The organism is Streptomyces olivochromogenes (assembly GCF_021538895.1).
Taxonomy (GTDB): domain Bacteria; phylum Actinomycetota; class Actinomycetes; order Streptomycetales; family Streptomycetaceae; genus Streptomyces; species Streptomyces olivochromogenes_A.
The window spans coordinates 1-19,392 of record NZ_JADDRL010000109.1 but is presented as its reverse complement, the minus strand read 5'-3'; the positions used below and the strand labels follow the sequence as shown (position 1 = coordinate 19,392).

Annotated in this window: 16 protein-coding genes; 7 read left to right on the top strand and 9 right to left on the bottom strand. The window is 71.3% G+C overall.

Annotation, left to right across the window (positions count from 1 at the left end; genetic code table 11):
* Window positions 1-29: 29 nt before the first annotated feature.
* Genes IPZ69_RS36910 through IPZ69_RS36900 form a run of 3 tightly spaced genes read right to left on the bottom strand, consistent with a single transcriptional unit; the run spans window position 30 to window position 3,239 of the window.
* Window positions 30-1,343: an aminotransferase-like domain-containing protein gene (locus IPZ69_RS36910; protein WP_235459075.1), complete on the bottom strand. Its 1,314-nt coding sequence runs from the start codon at window positions 1,341-1,343 to the stop codon at window positions 30-32.
* On the bottom strand, window positions 1,321-1,551 hold the full coding sequence (locus IPZ69_RS36905; RefSeq protein ID WP_235459074.1) for an MbtH family protein: 231 nt from the start codon (window positions 1,549-1,551) through the stop codon (window positions 1,321-1,323). The genes IPZ69_RS36910 and IPZ69_RS36905 overlap by 23 nt, the downstream gene beginning before the upstream one ends.
* 20 nt (window positions 1,552-1,571) lie before the next feature.
* Entirely contained in the window at window positions 1,572-3,239 is a 1,668-nt protein-coding gene (locus tag IPZ69_RS36900; protein WP_235459073.1) for a carbamoyltransferase N-terminal domain-containing protein, read from the bottom strand.
* A gap of 103 nt (window positions 3,240-3,342) precedes the next feature.
* Between IPZ69_RS36900 and IPZ69_RS36895 the strand changes: the two genes are divergently transcribed.
* The gene (locus tag IPZ69_RS36895) at window positions 3,343-3,939 is read left to right on the top strand and encodes an AMP-binding protein (protein WP_308407579.1); all 597 of its coding nucleotides are present in this window, start codon (window positions 3,343-3,345) and stop codon (window positions 3,937-3,939) included.
* On the opposite strand, the gene IPZ69_RS36890 is transcribed toward IPZ69_RS36895, so the two are convergent.
* The 5 genes from IPZ69_RS36890 to IPZ69_RS36870 form a co-directional block, all read right to left on the bottom strand.
* Window positions 3,930-5,420: an amino acid adenylation domain-containing protein gene (locus IPZ69_RS36890; protein WP_235459072.1), complete on the bottom strand. Its 1,491-nt coding sequence runs from the start codon at window positions 5,418-5,420 to the stop codon at window positions 3,930-3,932. The genes IPZ69_RS36895 and IPZ69_RS36890 overlap by 10 nt on opposite strands.
* Window positions 5,421-5,600: 180 nt before the next feature.
* Window positions 5,601-6,392, bottom strand: coding sequence for a helix-turn-helix transcriptional regulator (locus tag IPZ69_RS36885; RefSeq protein ID WP_235459071.1), 792 nt, complete (start codon window positions 6,390-6,392; stop codon window positions 5,601-5,603).
* Window positions 6,393-6,707: 315 nt separating this feature from the next.
* A complete protein-coding gene (locus IPZ69_RS36880) occupies window positions 6,708-9,506 on the bottom strand; it encodes a SpoIIE family protein phosphatase (protein WP_235459070.1) in 2,799 nt (932 codons plus the stop codon).
* 137 nt (window positions 9,507-9,643) lie between these two features.
* On the bottom strand, window positions 9,644-10,510 hold the full coding sequence (locus tag IPZ69_RS36875) for a lamin tail domain-containing protein (protein ID WP_235459069.1): 867 nt from the start codon (window positions 10,508-10,510) through the stop codon (window positions 9,644-9,646).
* Window positions 10,511-10,538: 28 nt separating this feature from the next.
* Window positions 10,539-11,150, bottom strand: a complete 612-nt coding sequence (locus IPZ69_RS36870; RefSeq protein WP_235459068.1) for a hypothetical protein — start codon at window positions 11,148-11,150, stop codon at window positions 10,539-10,541.
* 500 nt (window positions 11,151-11,650) lie between these two features.
* On the opposite strand from IPZ69_RS36870, the gene IPZ69_RS36865 reads away from it, so the two are divergent.
* From IPZ69_RS36865 to IPZ69_RS36845, 5 genes are all read left to right on the top strand, one after another.
* Entirely contained in the window at window positions 11,651-13,306 is a 1,656-nt protein-coding gene (locus IPZ69_RS36865; protein WP_235459067.1) for an NHL domain-containing protein, read from the top strand.
* 169 nt (window positions 13,307-13,475) lie between these two features.
* Complete coding sequence (locus IPZ69_RS36860) at window positions 13,476-14,561, top strand: hypothetical protein (RefSeq protein WP_235459066.1); 1,086 nt, start codon at window positions 13,476-13,478, stop codon at window positions 14,559-14,561.
* On the top strand, window positions 14,554-16,203 hold the full coding sequence (locus IPZ69_RS36855; protein WP_235459065.1) for a polyprenyl synthetase family protein: 1,650 nt from the start codon (window positions 14,554-14,556) through the stop codon (window positions 16,201-16,203). The genes IPZ69_RS36860 and IPZ69_RS36855 overlap by 8 nt, the downstream gene beginning before the upstream one ends.
* Window positions 16,200-16,889, top strand: a complete 690-nt coding sequence (locus IPZ69_RS36850) for a hypothetical protein (RefSeq protein ID WP_235459064.1) — start codon at window positions 16,200-16,202, stop codon at window positions 16,887-16,889. Before IPZ69_RS36855 ends, IPZ69_RS36850 begins: the two co-directional genes overlap by 4 nt.
* Window positions 16,890-16,997: 108 nt before the next feature.
* Window positions 16,998-17,468, top strand: coding sequence for a hypothetical protein (locus IPZ69_RS36845; protein ID WP_235459063.1), 471 nt, complete (start codon window positions 16,998-17,000; stop codon window positions 17,466-17,468).
* Between the two features lie 75 nt (window positions 17,469-17,543).
* On the opposite strand, the gene IPZ69_RS36840 is transcribed toward IPZ69_RS36845, so the two are convergent.
* On the bottom strand, window positions 17,544-18,215 hold the full coding sequence (locus IPZ69_RS36840; protein ID WP_235459062.1) for a nitroreductase: 672 nt from the start codon (window positions 18,213-18,215) through the stop codon (window positions 17,544-17,546).
* 179 nt (window positions 18,216-18,394) lie between these two features.
* Between IPZ69_RS36840 and IPZ69_RS36835 the strand changes: the two genes are divergently transcribed.
* The coding region (locus IPZ69_RS36835; RefSeq protein WP_235459061.1) for a PP2C family protein-serine/threonine phosphatase at window positions 18,395-19,392 on the top strand (998 nt) is incomplete at its 3' end.

The following is a 19,392-nucleotide window of genomic DNA, read 5'->3' as shown; positions in this document are numbered from 1 at the left end:
TCGGTGAGTTGATGCCTGGGCGCGGCGGGTCAGCGCGCGGCCCGCTCGCGGACGAATCCCGCGAGCCGGTCGAGGCCCTCGTCGATCTCCGCGGGCAGGAGATGGCTGTAGGAGAGCCTGATCTCGTGACGCGGCCGGGTCTCGGCGTAGAAGTGGTGCAGGGGCGTCCACAGCACGCGGTGCTTGTGGGCGCTGAGTTCGAGCAGGTCGTCGCCCGCCGGGAAGGGCAGGGTGAGCAGCATGAAGAAGCCGCCGGTGGGGCTGTTCCAGGTGACTTCCGGGCCGTCGCCGGCCGGGAAGCGCTCGGCCAGGCCCACCCGCATCCGCCGCAGGTTGCCCAGGTAGACCTCGGTCTCCCGGGCGTTGGCGGCGCGCAGGCTGCAGCCGTGGGCGAGCAGCTTGCCGCCGATCACGGCCTGGGCGATCGGTGACGTGTTCACCGTGAGCATGCTCTTGAGCTTGGCCAGCTGGTCGGCCAGGGACCGGGTGACCCCGCCGGGCATGCTCACCCGCTGGCCGGCGACGGCGAAGCCGACCCGGGCCCCGGGCACCCCGGTCTTGGCGTAGGTGCCCAGGTAGACCACCCGGTTGTTCTCGTCCAGCGCCTTGAGGGTGGGCGGTCCGGAGCCGTCGCTGAACAGGCCGTACGGGTTGTCCTCAAGGAGGAGGATGTCCAACTCCTCGGACAGCCGCAGCAGTTCGCGGCGGATGTCCGCGTCGAGGCTCACCCCGCTGGGGTTGGCGAAGTCGGGCACCAGGTAGCAGGCGCGCGGGCGCAGCCCGGCGGCCCTGGCCCGGCGGACCGCCTCGGCCAGGTCCGCCAGGTCGATGCCGGCCGCCGAGTCGCGCACCGGCAGCACCCGCATGTCCGCGAGCTGGGCGGCGCCGTGCACCCCGACATAGCTGGGCACCACGGCGAGCAGCACGTCGCGGTCGTCCCGGCGCAGTGCCCGCAGGGTCAGGTAGAGGGCCTCCTGGCAGCCGACGGTGACGACCACGTCGTCGGGGTCGGCGGTGATGCCCTCGTCCACCCGCAGGTTCTCGGCGATCAGCTCGTGGATGATGCCCTTGGTCCGCCCGTACTGCAGGATCTCCCGGCGCACCGCGGTCTCGTCGCCGCCGAGCCGCCGCCCCGCGTGGGCGCGGTAGGTCTCGATGTACTCGTGCACCAGGTCCAGGTCGAAGAATCCCTCGTAGGGGCGGCCCGCCGCGAAGGAGATCGCGTCCGGGAAGCGCTGGGCCACCTCGTTGAGGAAGTTCATCGACTCGCTGACGGGGGAACTCAGCGACGCGTGCAGCGCCGCGAGTTCCAGCCGTGCTTCAGGAGGCAGCGGAGCGCGCATCGGCTTCCATCGCCGTGACGAGACCGGCCGGGCGCATGTCGGTCCAGTGCTCCTCGACGTACGCGAGCGCCTCGGCGTGCCCGGCGTCGCGCAGGCGCACCTCCCAGCCGTCGGGTACGTCGATGAACGCGGGCCAGATCGAGTGCTGTTCCTCGGCGTTGACGAGGACGTGGAAGCGGCCGTCCACGTCGTCGAAGGGGTTGGCCATGCCAGTAACCTCCGTGGGGCTCAGTGCTGGGGGTTGGTGTAGAGGCGTCCCTCGGACCACACGTACTTGGTGTGACCCCAGCGCGCGGCCGAGGCGACGTCGGGGAAGAAGCCGCTGCCGTTGAGGTTGGCGCTGGTGTTGCACAGCACGGGGATACCGCTGATGCGGTCGTACTCGAAGAGGATCCGGGCCGCCGCGCAGTCCACCGAGGTGTCGATGGTCTGGAGCCGGGCGGTGTCGTCCAGGTGCACGATGGCGGGGACGCGCTCGGCCCAGCCGGGCCGCATCTTGTGGTCGAAGAGCATGTAGCGGTCCGGGGTGCCCGGGTCGAAGATGTCCGCGGCCCGGTCGGTCAGGCACAGCGGGGCCACGGGGCGGTAGTCCGCGCGGTTCTTGACCTCGTTGAGCCGCTTCTTCATGCCGGGGTCCACCGCCGGGGCCAGGATGGAGCGGTTGCCCAGGGCGCGCGGGCCGAGCTCGGCGCGGCCGGAGAGGACCACCACGGGCTCGCCCTCGGTGTGCAGCAGCTGGGCCAGCTCGCGCTCGTCGCACGCCCGGACGGTCCAGCCTGCGGGCAGCTCGCCCTCGGTCACCAGCGGGCCGCTGTAGACGTTCCACTCCAGCGCCAGGTGGTCGGTCTGCCGGTACAGCTCGCACGCGGCGGTGCCGATCGCGGCGCCGGCGTCGTTGGGGAACGGCGGCACCCAGACGTCGCGGAAGAGCCCGCTGTTGCGGATGACGCTGTTCCACTTGATGTTCAGCGCGCAGCCGCCGCCGAGGCACAGATTGAGCTTCTGCCCCATGAAACGCTTGCGGACCACGTCGGAGAGCCGGGCGAGAAGCAGTCGGCCCAGGTACTCCTGGAAGGTGGCGATGATGTCCGCGTTGGTCATCCCGGGGAAGAGCCGGTCGCGTTCCGCGGTCACCCTCTGGCCCAGTTCCGCAGCGTTGAAGGTGGAGATCTCCGGCAGGCTCTCCAGGAGCTCGTCGAAGGTGGCGAACGCCGACTCCTCCACGGTGCCGAGGGCGGCGTAGGCCATCGCCTTGCCGGCCACGCCCAGGTGGTGCAGCTCGCGCGCCTCGGGGGCGACGTCGTCGTGCCGGAAGGGTTCGAAGAAGGCGCAGAAGTCCGCGAAGATGTTGCCGGTCGTCGCGAACAGCGGCGCCACCGGCTTGACCGCCCGGGTCCGGGCGCTCACCTGGTACAGCCGGGGCGAGATGCCGCCGTCCCAGACCAGGACCAGCGAGTCCTCGCCGCGCTGCGCGAACGGGCTGGTGCAGTACGAGCCCAGCGCGTGGTTGCTGACGTGGTGGTAGCTGGCGTAGCCGCGCGCCGAGGAGTTGAAGTCGTGCGCGGTGAACTCGTAGCGGTGCAGCGGGTCGAGGGAGTCGATGCCGTCCACGTACGGCGCCACCGGCAGCACGAACCGTTCGCCGCCCCGGGTGGTGGCCACGCTGGGCACGTCCGCGCCCTTCTCCGGCCACCAGCCGTCGACGACGAACTGGTCGACGTCCCGCACGTCCACACCCTGGGAGCGCAGGATCTCGGCGACCTGGTCCAGGTCCCGCAGCATCGAGTAGCGCACGTTGTTGTCGAGCTTCTCCACCTCGACGCTGAAGACGAGGCGGTTCCCGTCGATGAGGGCGACACCGCCGTCGTGCGAGGCCTTCACACCAACTATCAGCACTTGCGCTACCTCTCTAGGTCGCCGAAGTCCGTCGCTGTAGTCCGCAACAGGTCCGACAGCAGCCTGAGGGGGTCGCGCGGCGCCGCACCAGACGCGACGGCGAATGATGGCAAGTTCCGGTCAAGCACGGCCCCGGCGGCATCCGAGCGGGAATCGAGATCTGTACGGTCTTCGGTCGAGCGCCCCTGGACGGCACGACGGCGTCGATCTGCCAACCGGACCTGGGAGGAATCGAATTGGGGATACTTCGGGGTCCCGGCACGCCTGTTCCGGCACCTACGCCGAGTTGGACGCGCGGTCGGCCCGGCCGGCCGGGCCGCTGCGGGCTCGGGGGGTGGGCACGCAGACCCGGGTCGCGGTGCCGCTGGAGCGCGGCCACGAGCTGGTCACGGCCGTGCTCGCGGTGCTGCGGGCGGGCGGGGCCCACGTGCCCGTCGACCCCGGCCACCCGCCCGTGTACCGGCGGCAGTTGCCGGCCGACGCCGAGGCGTCGGTCGTGGTGACGGCGGACGACGTGCGCCGGGCGACGGCGGATCGCGACCCGGTGGCCGAGCCGGTGCCCGTGGACTCCCGCGCCCTCGCGTACGTGCTGTTCACCTCGGGGTCGACCGGCCGGCCCAAGGGGGCATGGTCGAGCACCGCTCGGTGCCGCGCCTGGTCCGCGACACCGACTAGGACGGCTGCCCCGGCTCAGACATAGTTGTCCTTGCGCCGCCAGTCGGGGGTCGGCAGCGCGGGCCGGTCGACCTTGCCGTTGGCGGTGATGGGCAGTTCGTCGACGATCGCGAACACGGTCGGGATCATGTACTCGGGCAGTCGCTCGCGCAGGTCGGCGCGCAGCGCCCGCCGGTCCAGATCGCCGGCCGTGGTCACCCAGGCCACCAGCTTCGGGTCGCCGACCAGGTTCTCGCGTACCCCGACGGCCGCCTGCCGGACTTCGGGGTACGTGGTCAGGAGGTTCTCGATCTCGCCGGGTTCGACCCGGTGTCCGCGCAGCTTGAACTGTCCGTCGATACGCCCCAGGAACTCCAGCACGCCGTCGGCCCGCCGCCGCGTGAGATCACCGGTGCGGTACCAGGTCAGGCCCTCGGCGTCGGCGACGAAGCTCTCCGCCGTCAGCTCGGGGCGGCGCCAGTAGCCGTGCGAGACCCCGGCTCCGGCGATCCACAACTCGCCCTCGGCGCCCTCGGGCACCGGTGCGCCGGACTCGTCGCGCAGCTCCACCAGCGCGCCCTGGACGGGAGTGCCGATCGGCACCGAGTGCGTGAACTCCTCCTGCGGCGCGATGCGGTGGCAGGCGGTGAAGGTGGTGGCCTCGGTCGGGCCGTAACCGTTGACGATCTCCAACTCCGGTGCGGCCGCGCGGAGTTTGCGGATGTGGTCCACGGACAGCACGTCTCCGCCGGCCAGGACGACCCGGGCCCCGCCCAGCGACTGAGGAGAGAAGTCGATCTGCCGGTGGAACAGTGCCGCGGTCAGCCACAGCACGCTGATCCGCCGGTCGTCCAGGAGTACGTCGAGCTCCTCGGGGCCCATGGAGGAGGCGGGCGCCAGCTCCAGCCTGGCCCCGTTGAGCAGGGCGCCCCAGATCTCGAAGGTCGCCGCGTCGAAGGCGACCGGCGCGAGGTGCAGCACCCGGTCCTCGGGGGTCAGGGTCACGTAGTTGGGCTCGGTCACCAGGTTCAGGACGGCCCGGTGCGGCACCATCACGCCCTTGGGCCGACCGGTCGACCCGGACGTGTACATGATGCAGGCCAAGTCCTCGGGGTCGCCGGGGACTTCGGGGGCGGCCGGGGTGCCGGTCGCGTCCCCCAGGTGGTGCAGCACCGGCACGTCCTGGTCCCGCAGCAGCTCCGCTCCCGCGGTGTCGCACAGGGCCACCCGGACCTCGGCGTCGGCGAGGATTCCGGCCAGCCGCGCCGGGGCCTCGCCGAGGTCCACCGGCAGATACGCCGCACGCGCCTTCAGCACCCCGAGCAGACCCACGACGAGGCCGACGGACCGCTCCTGGCACACCAGGACGCGGTCACCGGCACGGACCCCGGCCGCCGCCAGCTCACGGGCCAGGGCGTCGGAGCGGGCGTCGAGTTCGGCGTAGGTCAGCCACTCGCGGGCCGTGGCGACGGCGACCGCGTCGGGGCGCGACGCGGCCTGCCGCCGAAATGCCTCGGGAATCGTCATCGGACCGTCACCGCCCCCGCGGCCGCCCCGGTTCCGACGCAGAGACTCGTCATGGGCATCCGTCATCCGTTTCTGCCGTAGGACGCGTCCATACGCGCCGGAGAATGGCGCGAAGATACTGTTGACCGGCGATCCGGCAGAACAACTTAGAAGCCGGATGACACCCCGGCAAGCGTTCTTCTAGAGAAAACTCGGCATCAACCTGCCACCGTCGCGTTCCGATTCCTGGGCGGACGGGCGGCGTTTGCTCAGGAGACCCAGTTCGGCCGCTTTCAGTCCCGCCTCGAATCGGGTGTTGACATGCAGGGACTTCAATATGGCGGCGACATGCCGGCGATAGGTGCGAACGGACACGTTCATCTGGCGCGCGGCGGCGTCGTCCTTCATACCGGAGCCGAGCAGCTTCAGGACCTGCACCTGGGTCTCGTCCAGCGCCGCCGGGCGGGCGGAGTGACAGAACTGCTTCGGCTCGGAAGCGTGCTCCCACAGCACCAGCTGGTACTGGTCCAGCGCGGTCACGGCCTCGTGCCGGGCCACCAGAGCGGCCTGGGACTGCTGCCCGTCCCGCGGGAACGCGTACACGACGGCGAGCTCGCTGCCGCAGATACCCAGATTGGGCAGGGGGCCGGAGGAGACGCGGACCCGGGCCCCCTCGGCGACGAGGCGGGCGACGAGCGTGCGAGCGACGGGCTCCTCCGCGCCGGCCGGACCGACCAGCAGCCGAAGCTCGTGACCGCGGCGGACGACCTCGTCCCGTACCAGCCGCGACAGGTCGGAGCCGGGGCGGCCGAGCGCCTCGACGGCGAAGCGCCCGGTCAGCCGGACCAGTCCGCCCCCGCCCTGGCGCGGAAGTTCGAGAAGTGCCTGACACAGCGTGGCGTAAGCCTTGGCCGGATCACAGATGGTGACCAGATCCGGATTCCGTTCGTTGCCGACGTTCCTTGCGCTCTCGCCTATTTCCAAACGCCGCAAGACGTATTCCCCCGTCGAAACAGCGAGTCCGGTCGGGACTCGGCACGATTCAACCGCCGGGACAGCGCGGAGTGTGCAACCCCTTTGGTGTGAATGTGAGAGTAGCGTGCAGATCACTTACGGCAATGTGACGCGGATCACATTTTACAAACCATTACGCCACGGTTAATCGACCCAAGACGCAAACGCAAAAATCCAGCCATTCTCCCTCCCCGGGAAAGGCTGAAACCTTTCGCGTGCCGAATTGCCCCGGGCTGGACGAAGAGAAAGGGCCGGACCGAAAGGTGCCGGTCTGCCCCCGCGCTCCGCGCGGGCTCACACGTCGAGATCGTCGAACTGGTCGAGCAGGAAGTCGACCGGTGTCTGGCTCATGGCGGCGGACGGGCCGTCGTGGAGAACCTGTTCCGCCCAGATGACCTTGCCGCGCGTCGTGTACCGCGTCCCCCAGCGCTGGGCGAACTGCGCCACCAGGAACAGTCCCCGCCCGCCCTCGTCCAGGGTGGCGGCCCGCCGCAGGCGTGGCGAGGTGCCGCTGCCGTCCGCCACCTCGCAGATCAGACAGCGTCCGTACAGCAGCCGCACACGGACCGGCGGCAGGCCGTACCGGATCGCGTTGGTGACCAGCTCGCTGAGGATCAGCTCCGTGGCGTACCCGGTCTCCTCCAGTCCCCACTCCCGCATCGTCTCCCGGCACCGCGCCCGTACCGAGGGAACCACCGCCGCGTCCGACGGCACGTCCCACTCGGCAACGCGCGAGGGCGGGAACAGCCGAGTGCGCGCCACCAGCAGCGCGATGTCGTCGGAGGAGTGTTCCGGCTTCAGCACGTCGATCACCGCCTGGCACGTCTCCTCCGGAGTGCGGCGCCCGGAACCGTCCAGCGCCCGGCGCAGCTTCTCCATCCCGACGTCGATGTCGTGGTTGCGGTCCTCCACCAGACCGTCGGTGTACAGCACCAGTTGGGAGCCCTCCGGCAAGGAGAACTCGGCGATCTCGAAGGGGTAACCGCCCAGACCGAGCGGCGTCGAGGCCGGCACGCCGGGACAGGTGACCGTTCCGTCCGGACGTACCAACACGGGTTCCGGATGTCCCGCACGGGCCATCGTGCAGACCCCCGCCACCGGGTCGTAGACCGCGTAGAGACAGGTCGCCCCGGTCACCCCCTCCCCCTCGCGGCCCTCCGCGACATCGTCGGCGCTCTTCTCGTTGTCCATGCGGGCGACGAGGTCGTCCAGGTTGCCGAGCACCTCGTCCACGGGGAGGTCCAGGGTGGAGAAGTTGTGCACCGCGGTGCGCAGCCTGCCCATCGTCGCCGCCGCGTGCAGCCCGTGACCGACCACGTCACCCATGACCAGGGCCACCCGCGCGCCCGGGAGCGGGATGACGTCGAACCAGTCCCCGCCCACCCCCGCCTCAGCGGGCAGATACCGCCAGGCCACCTCCAGCGCGTCCTGCTCCGGCTGGGCCCGCGGCAGCAGACTGCGCTGCAGCGTCACCGCCATCGCGTGCTCCCGGGTGAACCTCCGGGCATTGTCGATGGCCAGGGCCGCCCGCGCGGCCAGTTCCTCCGCGAAGGAGAGATCCTCCGGCTCGAACGCCGGGGAGTCCGCCGTCCGGTAGAAGTTCGCCACGCCCAGCGGTACGTTCCGCGCCCACAGCGGCACGGTCATCAGCGCGCGCAACCCGTACTCCAGGGCCCTGCGGGCGCGCTCCGGATCCTGTTCCCGCCAGCCCTGCGCCTGCCGCAGGTCCTCCTCCAGCATGACCCGGCGCTCCTGCAAGGTCCGCATGTGCGGTGTGCGCTGCGAGAACGTGATCAGTTGGCCCACCGGATACACCGGGATCATCCGCTGCTCGCCACCGATCGCGGCCCGGCGCAGATGGCGCCAGCCCTCCGCCGTCGGCTCCCACCCCCGCAGCACCGCGTCGAGCAGGTCCACCGTCACCAGGTCGGCGAACTGCGGCGCCGCGACGTCGGCCAGTTCCTGGGCCGTACGCCCCACGTCCAGCGTCGTGCCGATCCCCACCCCGGCCTCGTACAGCAGCTTCAGCCGTTCCCGCGCGACCTCGGCCCGCCCCGAGACCGCCTCCAGCTCCGTGGTGTCCCGCAGGGTCACCACACTGCCTCCCCGGTCGGCCTGCGGGTACGTCGGCCGCTTGTTCACCGCCAGCAGCCGGTCCCCCACGAGATGCACCTCGTCGGTGACCACCCCCGGCGACGACAGCGGGCCGGTGATCTGCTCCGGCAGTCCCAGCTCCCGCACCGGGCGCCCCAGCGCGTCCGCCGACAGCCCGAGCAGCCGCCGCGCCTCGTCGTTGGCCAGCAGCAGTCGTCCGTCGTCGTCGGTGATCAGCACGCCTTCCCGCACCGCGTGCAGGACCGCGTCGTGGTGCTCGTACTGCTGCGCCAGCTCCGTCGGGCCCAGGCCGTGCGTCTGCCGTCGCAGCCGCCGGGCCACCCCTATCGTTCCCGCCGTGGCCAGCGCCAGCGCGGCGGCGCCGCTGCCCAGGATGATCGGCAGCTCCGGCATCCACTGGGCCGAGACGTTCTTGACCGTGATTCCGGCGGAGACCAGGCCGACCACCTTGCCGTGCGCGTCGTTCACCGGGACCACCGCCTGCACGGCCGTCCCCTTGCCCGTGGGCAGCGGCGGCCCGCCGGCCTGCTCGACGACGGTCTGGCCCTTCAGCGCGGGCGCGAAGTTTCCGACGAACTTCTTCCCGATCTCCCCCGGATAGGGATACGTGTAACGAATCCCCTGCGTGTTCAGGGCGACGACGAAGTCCACGCCCGCGCGTTTGCGCGCCTCCTCGGCCTGCGGCTGGAGCACCGCCGTCGGATCATGGCTCCGCATCGCCTCGGCCGTGCCCGGGGCGCTCGCGAACGCCTGGGCCGCGACGACCGACTCGCGGCGCCCCAGCTCCAACGCGCCATGTGCCGCCTGCAGCACCACGGCCGCCACCGCCGCCACGACCAGCAGGACCACGATGGCGACCTGGAGCAGGAACACCTGACCGGCCGTGGTGCGCGGATCCAGCAGGGAGGCGCGGTGGCGCGAGTGCCCGATGGGCGGCTGCCGTTCCGGGCCCCGAGGGCGCCCGGAAAATACCTCCATACACCCTTGATAGCACCGCTGCGGCGAAGCCGACGCCTTACCGCCCGAAGCACCCCCCGGACACCCTGCACCGAACGCGGCCCGACCGGTGCGGCCGGCTTCGGCCCCACCGGTCGTCGAAGGCCGACGAGGCCCGGTTACGGGGTGCCGGTCGTGTTGAAGCCCCGGTCGAGGTAGGGGTACTGGTCCGGGACGTGACCGTCGGCCGCGACCAGGCGGGCGATGCCGCCCGTGTCCCGCCAGACCTGCTGGGAGGAGCCGAAGGAGAATCCGCCGAATTCCGGGTGGGCCTCGTTCGTGTAGATCCGGTAGCGCTGGCCGGGCTGGATGACCGTCCCCGGGGGGAAGGGGAAGTCGCGCCCGGTGGGCTTGGACTCCACGACCCAGCCGGTCAGGTCCTGCGGCGCACCGCCCTGGTTGAAGATCTCGACGTACTCGTCGGACTGGCCCGGGCCCGTGCCCAGGTAACGCAGGTCGGAGATGATCACGTCCGGTTCTTCGGCGGTGAACATGCAGACGACCTCGGCGAAGTTGACGCCGCCCTCGGGGCTGCGGAACTGCCGGACGATCTGGCCGCCCTGCTTGAACCCGCTCAGGACGGCCCGGTACTGCTTGCCGCCGATCGTGACGGGCTGGGGGTGGACGAACGTCTCCAGGTCGACCAGGTCGTCGTCCACGGGACTGCTGCCGGTGCTGTTGGGCGTCTCGAAGTGGTGGAAGCTGAAAGTCAGGTCGGTGCTGCTGCCGTCCTCGAACAGGACGTCGATGGTGAGCCGGACGTCGAACTGCGACGGGCTGACGCTGGTGGGCAGATTGCGGTGCACGAAGGTACCGATGACGAACTCGGTGCCGTCGAGCTCGACGTCCGCGGCCGAACCGCGGAACTGGTACCCGCTCTGGGAGCCGCTGCTGCCCCACCGGACATCCGCGGTGCCCAGACCGCTGATCGGCGAGGCGGCGGGATCGGTGGACGGGAAGACGCCGGAAGTGACGACGGTGGTCATGGTGTCTGGCTCCTGCTCTCGCTTCTCGCTAGTCCTCGTCCTCGATGACCTCGGCCTTGAGCTTGACCGGGGGCGCGGTGCCGATCTGTGCGACGCCGTCGGTGAAACGGCCGGGCCTGGCGCCGTCCACGGCTTCGAGGCCGCAGGTGTAGACGATGCAGTCCTTGTCCTCACTGCCCGTGTTCAGATGTACGTGGTAGGTGAAGGTCAGCGTGCGCCCGTCGTCGCTGACCTTGGCCTGGACGGGGGGCAGGTTGCCGCCGGTGGTCTGGTCCATGCGCTTGTACTGGGCACCCACCATGCCGTTCCAGCGGAAACCGGTGGGGGCGGTGAAGACGTGCTCGCGTTCGCCGGCGTCGACGGTCTCGTCCCAGTTCGGCGTGCGGACACAGATGTTGATGATGGTGCCGAGGCCACCAGGGGCGTCCTCGACGCCGCCTTCCTGCCACACCACGAGGTCCAGCTTCTGCGCACGGCCCTGCTCGTAACCCCAGTCGTAGCCGTTCGCGTACTGGTCCTTCTCAGCTCTCTTGCCGTCGCGCGGCGGGTCGGCGTGCGGGCGCCCGGCGAGCGCGTCGGCGCGCCCCTGGTCCTCGCCGCGTTTGTAGGCTTCCTTCTTGGACTGCACCTCGGTGGCCATCTCCGCGTCCTCCTGGGCTTGTGGTCCGCCTCCCACGGCCTCGAAAAGGGGCGCTCACGCAGGCGTTGCGGCGCGCACCGGGCCGTCATCCACGTCCATCGTTGGCCCGGGCCCACAGGATGTATGCCGCGATTCCCCCATCTGCGAATGCGGGATCGATCCTGCGTCACTTGTTCGAGTGGACCTGAAGCACGTGAGGGCACACGGATGCGGGGTACGGCGGCCCCGCGCCCTCCGAGTGCGCCGCCACTGCCCGCCCTTCGCCCCCTCGGGCCCGCCGACGCCCGGCCCGGCTCCTGCCGCCTGACTTCTCCCTCGTGCGGGTGGAGCGCGCGGTGCGCTGCTCCCGCGCTGCCGACCCGGCCGGTATGCAGGGGGAGGCCAACGACGCCTCGGAAGGAGACGGACATGCGGGAGACGAGGGCAGGGGAGCGGGCAGGGAAGCGGAAGCGACCGGACACCGCCGAGGCCCGACCGCGACGGCGCCGGGTGGTGACCGGGTGACGGCGAGGACCGCGTCCCGGCGGCGTAGGGCGGCCTCCCCGGACAGGCCCGGCGAGCCGGTCACCGTGGCGGGGAACGGCACCGCCGGATTCTCCGGGGACGACGGGCCCGCACCGGAAGCACGGCTGGCCTTCCCCGCGGACGTGGCAGTGGGGGGCGGGGCGGTGTTCATCGCCGATCACGCCAACCACCGGATCCGGCGGATCGACGGCTCCGGCGTACTGACCACGGTCGCCGGGGACGGGCTGCGCGGCTTCGCCGGGGACGGCGCCGACGCGGTACGCGCCCGGCTGGGTTTCCCGAGCGCCCTCGCGGTCGGCCCGGACGGAGCGGTGTTCTTCGCCGACGAGATGAACCACCGGGTCCGCCGGATCGACCCCTCAGGCGTCGTCGACACCGTCGCGGGAGACGGCACCCGAGGCGGCGACGGTGACGGCGGCCCCGCCGACCGAGCTCGGCTGGACGCCCCCTGCGCCCTGGCCGTGGACGGCACGGGAGCGCTGTACATCGGCGAGGCGGGCAGCCCCCGAGTGCGCAGGATCGACGGCGACGGCGTCATCAGCACGGTCGTCACGGCATCCGGACGATCCGCCGACGCCGGTACGGCCGGCTCCGGTACGGCGGACGCCGGAGACGCGTTCGTGCCCGCCGGCCTGGCGACCGACGCCGCCGGACAGCTGTACATCGCCGATCCGGCGGGCCGGCGGGTGCTGCTGCTGCGCAGGGACGGGACGCTCCGGGTACTGGCGGGACCGCCGGGCGGCAGCGGCGGCGCCCTGGAGGTCGACTGGAGCGCACCGTGCGCGGTGGCTGTCGACGCCCAGGGGGCCGTCCACGTCGCCGACCTGAACGGACACCGGGTGTGGCGGCTGGCCGATGGAGCCGCCACGGTCATGGCAGGGCCGGATCCGGCGACGGACGCGGCCGTCGAGGCCGACGCCGTGTCCGAGGCCGCCGCCACGTCGCTGGCCTACCCGTGCGGTCTCGCGGTGGACCCGGCCGGGCGACTGCTCGTGGCGGACAACTTCCACCACCGGATCGCCGCCCTGCCGCTCACCGCCGCTCCCTCCCGGGGGGCCGGCAAGCCGGGAAACGAGAAGAAGCCGGGAGGCAAGAGGAAGCCCGGAGGCGAGAAGAAGCCGGAACCAGAGCCGGAACGGGTGAAGAAGCCGGAACCCGAACCGGAAGGAGAACGCGCGCCGCAAGGACACCCCGTGCCGCAAGGACACCCCGACCTCCTGGTCCGCCAGGAGGTCGGGGTGGAAATCCCGCGCGGAGCGAGCGAGTTGATCCATGTACGGGTCTCGTCCACCGACCCCTGGGTCCCGGGACGGGTGGAGCACCGCTTCACGGCTCCGACGGGTTTCGTCTTCGACGGCCGGGCGACCTGCGCGTACTACCGCGCGGACCGCACGGTGCTCCCCGGCGGGACGGCGACGGCGGCCGTACGGGACGGCGGCAGGGAGCTGGCCGTCACGGACGAGCCCCGCCTGAACACCCCGGACCATCCGGCGGCGGCCCTGGTCTACACGCTCGGCATCCGGGCCCTGCCGGACGCCGAACCGGGCCGGTACACCGACGGGCGGGCGGTCGTCGCGGGCGCGCCGGAAGTGCGCTTGAAGGCGAGCGTTCTGGAGGACGACGAGGACTAGCCGAACCGGCACGGTCCTCCGAGGCCGCCTGTGACGGACGTTCCGCCACAGGCGGCTCTTTGCGTTTTCAAACCCCGAATATGCAAGTAAACGATTCTCTGCCCCCACGTCACCCGCCCGATCATCACAAGTTGTAATGAGGGCAATGCAATGAGTTAGCTTTCGAAACGTGTTCGTCCCGCCCCTCCCAAGACTCGGTCCCCCGGGCCCCTTCCCGGGCACTCCGCTCACCCATCCGCTCGACCGGAAGTGGCTGCACTACGCGTTCCTGTCCCGCTGCGGCCGGCAGGCCCTGATCGCCAACCTGTCCGTCCTGGGGTCCTCCAGCGGAAGCGTCTTCGCGGATCCGGGCGCCCCGGCCACCGGACGGCGAAGCGGCACCGGCACGGCCGCCGAGGGGCAGCACATGGCCATCCTCCTCATCCACGAGGAGGGGCACGGCTGGAGCGCGACACAGTTCAACGCCGAGCAGCCCGAACTGCCCTGGTCGGCGTTCCGGTTACCGCATCCGCACGGCGAGCCCGGCGCGTTCCGGGTGGCGGCCCGCTCGGCGGTGCCGGCGGCGGACTTACGGCTGACCCGGACCAGCAGGCCGTGCACCTCGCAGTGCGCGCCGTTCGGCGGGGACGAGCACCTGCGGTGGCAGTCCGAGCCCGGTGTCCTCGGCACCGGAACCCTGTGGCACGGCGACGGCACGGCCACGGAGACGGACCTGCTGGGCTACCACGAGCGGGTACGCGGCCGGTGGTCCTGGCCCACGCTCGGCGGCTGGGTGTTCGGATTCGTCAACGACCCCTCCGGCCCCGCCGACGCCGCCCCGCCCTCGGCGGTCGTCTTCACCCTGATCCAGCCCAGGTTCCCGGCGGACGCGGCCAACGGGTCGGTGATGCTGTGGCGCGAAGGACGCATGATCCGCCACTTCCCCCGCCGCAACCTGCGGGTCGCGGTCAGCGGCAGCCTGGACCGCGACCGGGTGGCCGTGGTGCCGCCACTGGCGGACATGCTGGGCACGCCGCCGACGGCCGCGGTGCCCGGCCGACTGCTGATCACGGCCCGGCTCGGCGACGACCGTCTCGTCCTCGACTTCCGCTCGCACACGTCGGGCCGGATCGCCAACCCGTCCGAGACCAGCCTGCACCCGTTCAGCGTGCACGAGACCCTCGGCCCCTGCACCGTGGAGGGCCGGGTCGGCGGGCACGGCATCGGCTTCCGCACCAACGGCATCGTCGAGTTCGCCGGAGGTGCCCATGACTGAGACCCCGCCCGCGTTCACGGGTGCCCGGCTGCTGGACGAGACCGTCGCCGCCCTGTCCGACCGGGCGCCGGCGATCCTCGCCGCCGCGGCGGATCAGCTGCGCGGCATCCGGCTCGGCCTGCACTTCAACGACGGCAGTCATGCCACGCTCACCGCGCGGCACAGCCGTATCGCCGTGGACCAGGACCGCTGCCCGGATCCGGACGTCGAGGTCGCCTTCGACGACCGGGCCATGAACCTGCTGTTCGACCTCCAGCGCGCGCCCATCGGCCAGGTCCTGCCCGAAAGCCTCGACGTCCGCGGCTCCCGCGACGACACCCTCGCCGTGTGGCGCGCCTTCACGCTGCTGTCCCAGCGCGCGGCCGGCCTGCGCAGCATGCAGGAACTCTGGGGCACCTACCGCGAACAGGCACCCCAGCTGTGGGGAACCGCGGTCCCCGCCGCCGAGCCGGCCGCCGACCCGGTCGACTGGACGGCGCTGGACTTCCTCGCCCGGCGCTCCCCCGAGGACGCGCCGGCACCGGTCCCGCTGATCGGCGACACCACCGTCACGGCGCCGCGCCTGCTGTGGGACGGCCGCACCAGCACCGACTGGTCGCTGGAGGACACCGTCCGCGACGCGGACCTGCTGGAGACCATGCACCGGTGCCGGGCCCGCACCAACGAGGAGATCGAACGGCTCCTGCCCGACCGGGAACCCCGCGCCGAGCTGTACGACCTCATGCGCTCCTACCCCGCCCGGCAGGGCAAGGGCCTGCGGCCCACCCTGACCATCGCGGCCTGCGCCGCCTTCGGGGGACGCCCCGACGACGCCGTACGCGCCGCCGCCGCGCTGGAGCTGTTCCACAACGGCTTCCTCGTGCACGACGACATCGCCGACGAGTCCACCCACCGGCGCGGCCTGCCCACCATGCACGAGGAACACGGCCTCGGCCTGGCCGTGAACGTCGGCGACGGACTGAACCTGCTCGCCGTCGACGCCGTCCTGTCCAACCTCGAAACGCTCGGCCTGGCCCGCACCCTCGGCCTCATCCACGAGGCCGTGCACATGTGCCGGGAGTCCATCGAGGGGCAGGCCATGGAACTGGGCTGGATCCGCCACGACTTCGTGCCCGAGGCCGACGACGCCTACTTCACCATGAGCACCAAGAAGACCGGCTGGTACACGTGCATGAGCCCGTGTCGCATCGGCGCGGTCTGCGCCGGCGTCACCGACCCTTGCGTACTGGGCCGGTTCGACGAGGCGTTCCGCCTCATCGGCATCGCCTTCCAGATCCAGGACGACATCCTGAATCTGGTCGGCGAGGAGGCCCTCTACGGCAAGGAACCCCTCGGCGACCTGCTCGAAGGCAAGCGCACGGTGATGCTGATCCACCTCTTCCGCACCGCGTACACCCACGAGCGCCCCCGTCTCTTCGACGTCCTGCGCAGGCGCCGTACCGACAAGACCCAGCAGCACGCCGAGGAGCTCCTCGCCGCCATGCGCCGGCACGGCTCCATCGAGTACGCCACCGCCCTCGCCGACCGGCTCGCCGCCGAAGGCATCGCCCGCTTCGAAGAGGACCTCCGGATCATCCCCGAGAACGAAGGCAAAGCCGTCCTGCGTCAGATCGCCCACTACGTCACCTCAAGGCCACTGTGACCACGACCCCACCGCCCCCGCCCGGCCCCGTCGACACCGGCCCGCCGACCCCGACCGACCTCCGCGCCTTCGCCTTCCTCGGCCAGGTCAACGGCTGTCTGCGTCAGTGCCTGTGCACCCTGGCCCGACACGGCGTGGCCCTGCGCCACCGCGACCCCGAACGCGCCCGTCTGCTCCTCGACACGGTCCGGCCCTGGCCCTTCTACAAGGGAGGCCAGTTCCTCTTCGACCTCATGGAGTGGGAGGACCTCATGGTCGACGGCGACCCGCCGCCCCCGGTGTCCACCGAGCGGATCGTCTCCGCCTGCACCCTGCCCGTCCAGTGGCTCGCCGCCGCCACCGCAAAGGCACCCGCCGCGACGAAACTGATCCCCGGTCAGCGCACCGCCGCCGCGCTCGACCTCCCCCTGCGCCTGTTGGCCACCACCGCCCGCACCGCTTTCCTGGGCGCCGCACTGGACCTCACGGATCTGCTCGGCACGCCCGCTCCCCAGGCCGAGGCCGACGACGACACCGGATACGCCACCGCCACCGGCCCGGAAGCCGATCCGCAGGGCACCGAAGCCGAACTGCCGCCGCTCCAGGCGGGTTTCTACCTCTACGAGGACGTCGTCCTGGGTGCCCTCGCCGTCCTCGGCCCGCTCCTGGCCGACCACGCGCCCGCCGACGCGGCCCCCTCCGCCTAGCTCATGGCGGCCGCCTCCCGCCCCGAGGGTGCCTGAGCAGGCCCACCCCCAAGCCCGCCACCGGCGGATCCGCCCACGCGGAAACACCCATTCGCAGAAGGGAAACCCATGGCCACGCAGACCCAGTCCCCGGTAGAACCGGGTTCCGAGAACAAGCTGTACATCCTCCAGCAGGGCATCGTCGAGGACGCGCCCGGCGGCGTTCCGGCTCACCTCAGCTTCGGCATCCTCAGCACCGTGCCGGACCCGGTGAACCCCGGCGACGTCACGTTCAGCCTGAAGGCGCCCACGGGCTTCGTGTTCACCAGCTGGCTCTCGTGGGCCTACCACGACGTCAACACGCTCCAGGCCAAGGGCAATCTGAAGACCACCCAGGGCACCCTCGGCGACGGGGGCCGCACGATGACCTTCACCCACAACCCGTACCTGGCCACCAACCAGGAGGCCCTCGGCTACGCGGCCCAGATCACCGCCATCGACGGCGCAGCACCGGGCCGCTACACCGACGGTCAGCTCAAGGTGGGCGCCGCCAACCCGATCAAGCTCAAGGGCCGCGTCCTCGACGCCAACGAGGACTGATCCCCCCTGACGGACGGGCCCGTCGGTGGCTCCACCAACTCGACCCGGAGCCACCGACGGGAGAGGTCGCCGGATTCACGACTGCCCGTCGACGAACGTGACCGTCTCGTCGAGCGGTGCCCGGCCTGTACGGGTGTAGGGCGCCGCGGTGTCCTCGAATCCGATCGACATGCCGCAGAAGAGGATGAGGTCGTCCGGGGGTGCCACGACCTCCGCGACGGTCTTGCGATAGACCGACCACGCCATCTGCGGGCAGCTGTGCAGGCCTTCGGCGCGGAGCAGCAGCATCACGGTCTGCAGATACATGCCCACGTCGGACCACTGGGGCCGGCCCAGGTCACGGTCGATGTAGCAGAACAGCGCGGCGGGCGCGCCGAAGCAGTCCCAGTTCGCGGAAGCGGCCCTCTGACGCGCCTCCCAGTCCTCGCGCGCGATGCCGAGTGCGCTGTAGCGCTCCGCGCCGAAGGCGGATCGGCGCTCGTGGTACGGGGACTTCAGTGTGGTCGGGTACATCTCGTATTCCCGCTCGTCCCAGGTATCGCACGCGATCACGCGCTTGCCGGCGCGCTCCTTGAGTTCGGCCAGCGGTCGGCCGGTCAGCACGTAGACGTGCCAGGGCTGGAGGTTCGACCCGGACGGCGCCCAGGCCGCCGCGGACAGCACCCGCTCCAGCACCTCCCTCGGGACGGGCCGGTCGATGAACCCGCGCACGGCCCGTCGGCTCGTGACTGCCTCGTAGACGTCCAAGATGACCCATCTCCCTCATTGCTCCGCATATCTACCCCCTTGACAGCCGAGGGCCGCGAAACGTGACAACATCCGCCCCGGCCGCCGGACCGCCGTTCAGGCCGGGCTGTCCATGGGGCGAGCGGTGGCTCCCGCTCGTATCGTGAAAAGAGACGCAGCGGCGGCTAGGCAGGAAAGTCATGACGGAGCCGGAGGTCGACTACACGGCGGTGTTCCAGGCCCTGCCCGGGGCGGTGGCGCTGCTCACCCCGAAGCTGGTCTTCATGGACGTCAACGCGTCGTTTACGCGCATCCTGCGCCGCAGCCGCGAGCAATTGGTCGGTCATTTCCTGCTCGAAGACCGCTCCGAGAACGAGCAGCCCCTCGTACTCAAAATCATGGCGTCACTACTCCGGGTGGCGGACACCGGTGAGCGCGACACCATCGCGCTGGAGCGCTTCGACACGGAGGACCCGGACCGGCCCGGGGTATGGCACGAGCGGTATTTCAACCTGACCAACGTTCCCGTCCTGGCCCCTGACGGTCAGGTGGCGCTGCTGTTGCACCGCGTGGAGGACGTCACCGAACTCATCCGTGCCCGTGAAGTCGCGCTGACCTTGCAAGAGGCCATGCTGCCCGCTCCCCGTCCGGTCGGCCGGCATCCGGCGGCCGTGCGTTACCGGCCCGCCGCCGCAGCGCTGAACGTGGCCGGTGACTGGTACGACCTCATCGACCGGCCCGGCGACCGCATCGCCGTCGCCGTCGGCGACGTCGTCGGCCACGGCCTGCCCGCCGCCGGCGTCATGGGACAACTGCGCAGCGCCCTCACCGCCGCCTGCCTCGTCTCCGAGGGCCCCGCCGGCGCCCTGGAAGTCCTCGGGCTCTACGCCCGCACCGTCGACGGCGCCGAGAACACCACCGTGGCCACGGCCTTCATCGACTGGGACACCCACACCATCAGCTACAGCAGCGCCGGCCACCCGCCACCGGCCCTCCGCCGGACGGACGGGACCGTGGAGTTCCTGGACCAGGCCACCGATCCGCCGCTGGCCGCCCGCCCGGAACACGTTCCCCGGAACCAGGCGGTCACGGCCTTTTGCGAGGGCGACGTCCTCGTGCTCTACACCGACGGCCTGATCGAACGCCGCCGCGAGGACATCGACACCGGCCTCGCCCGGCTCGCCCACTCCCTGGCCCG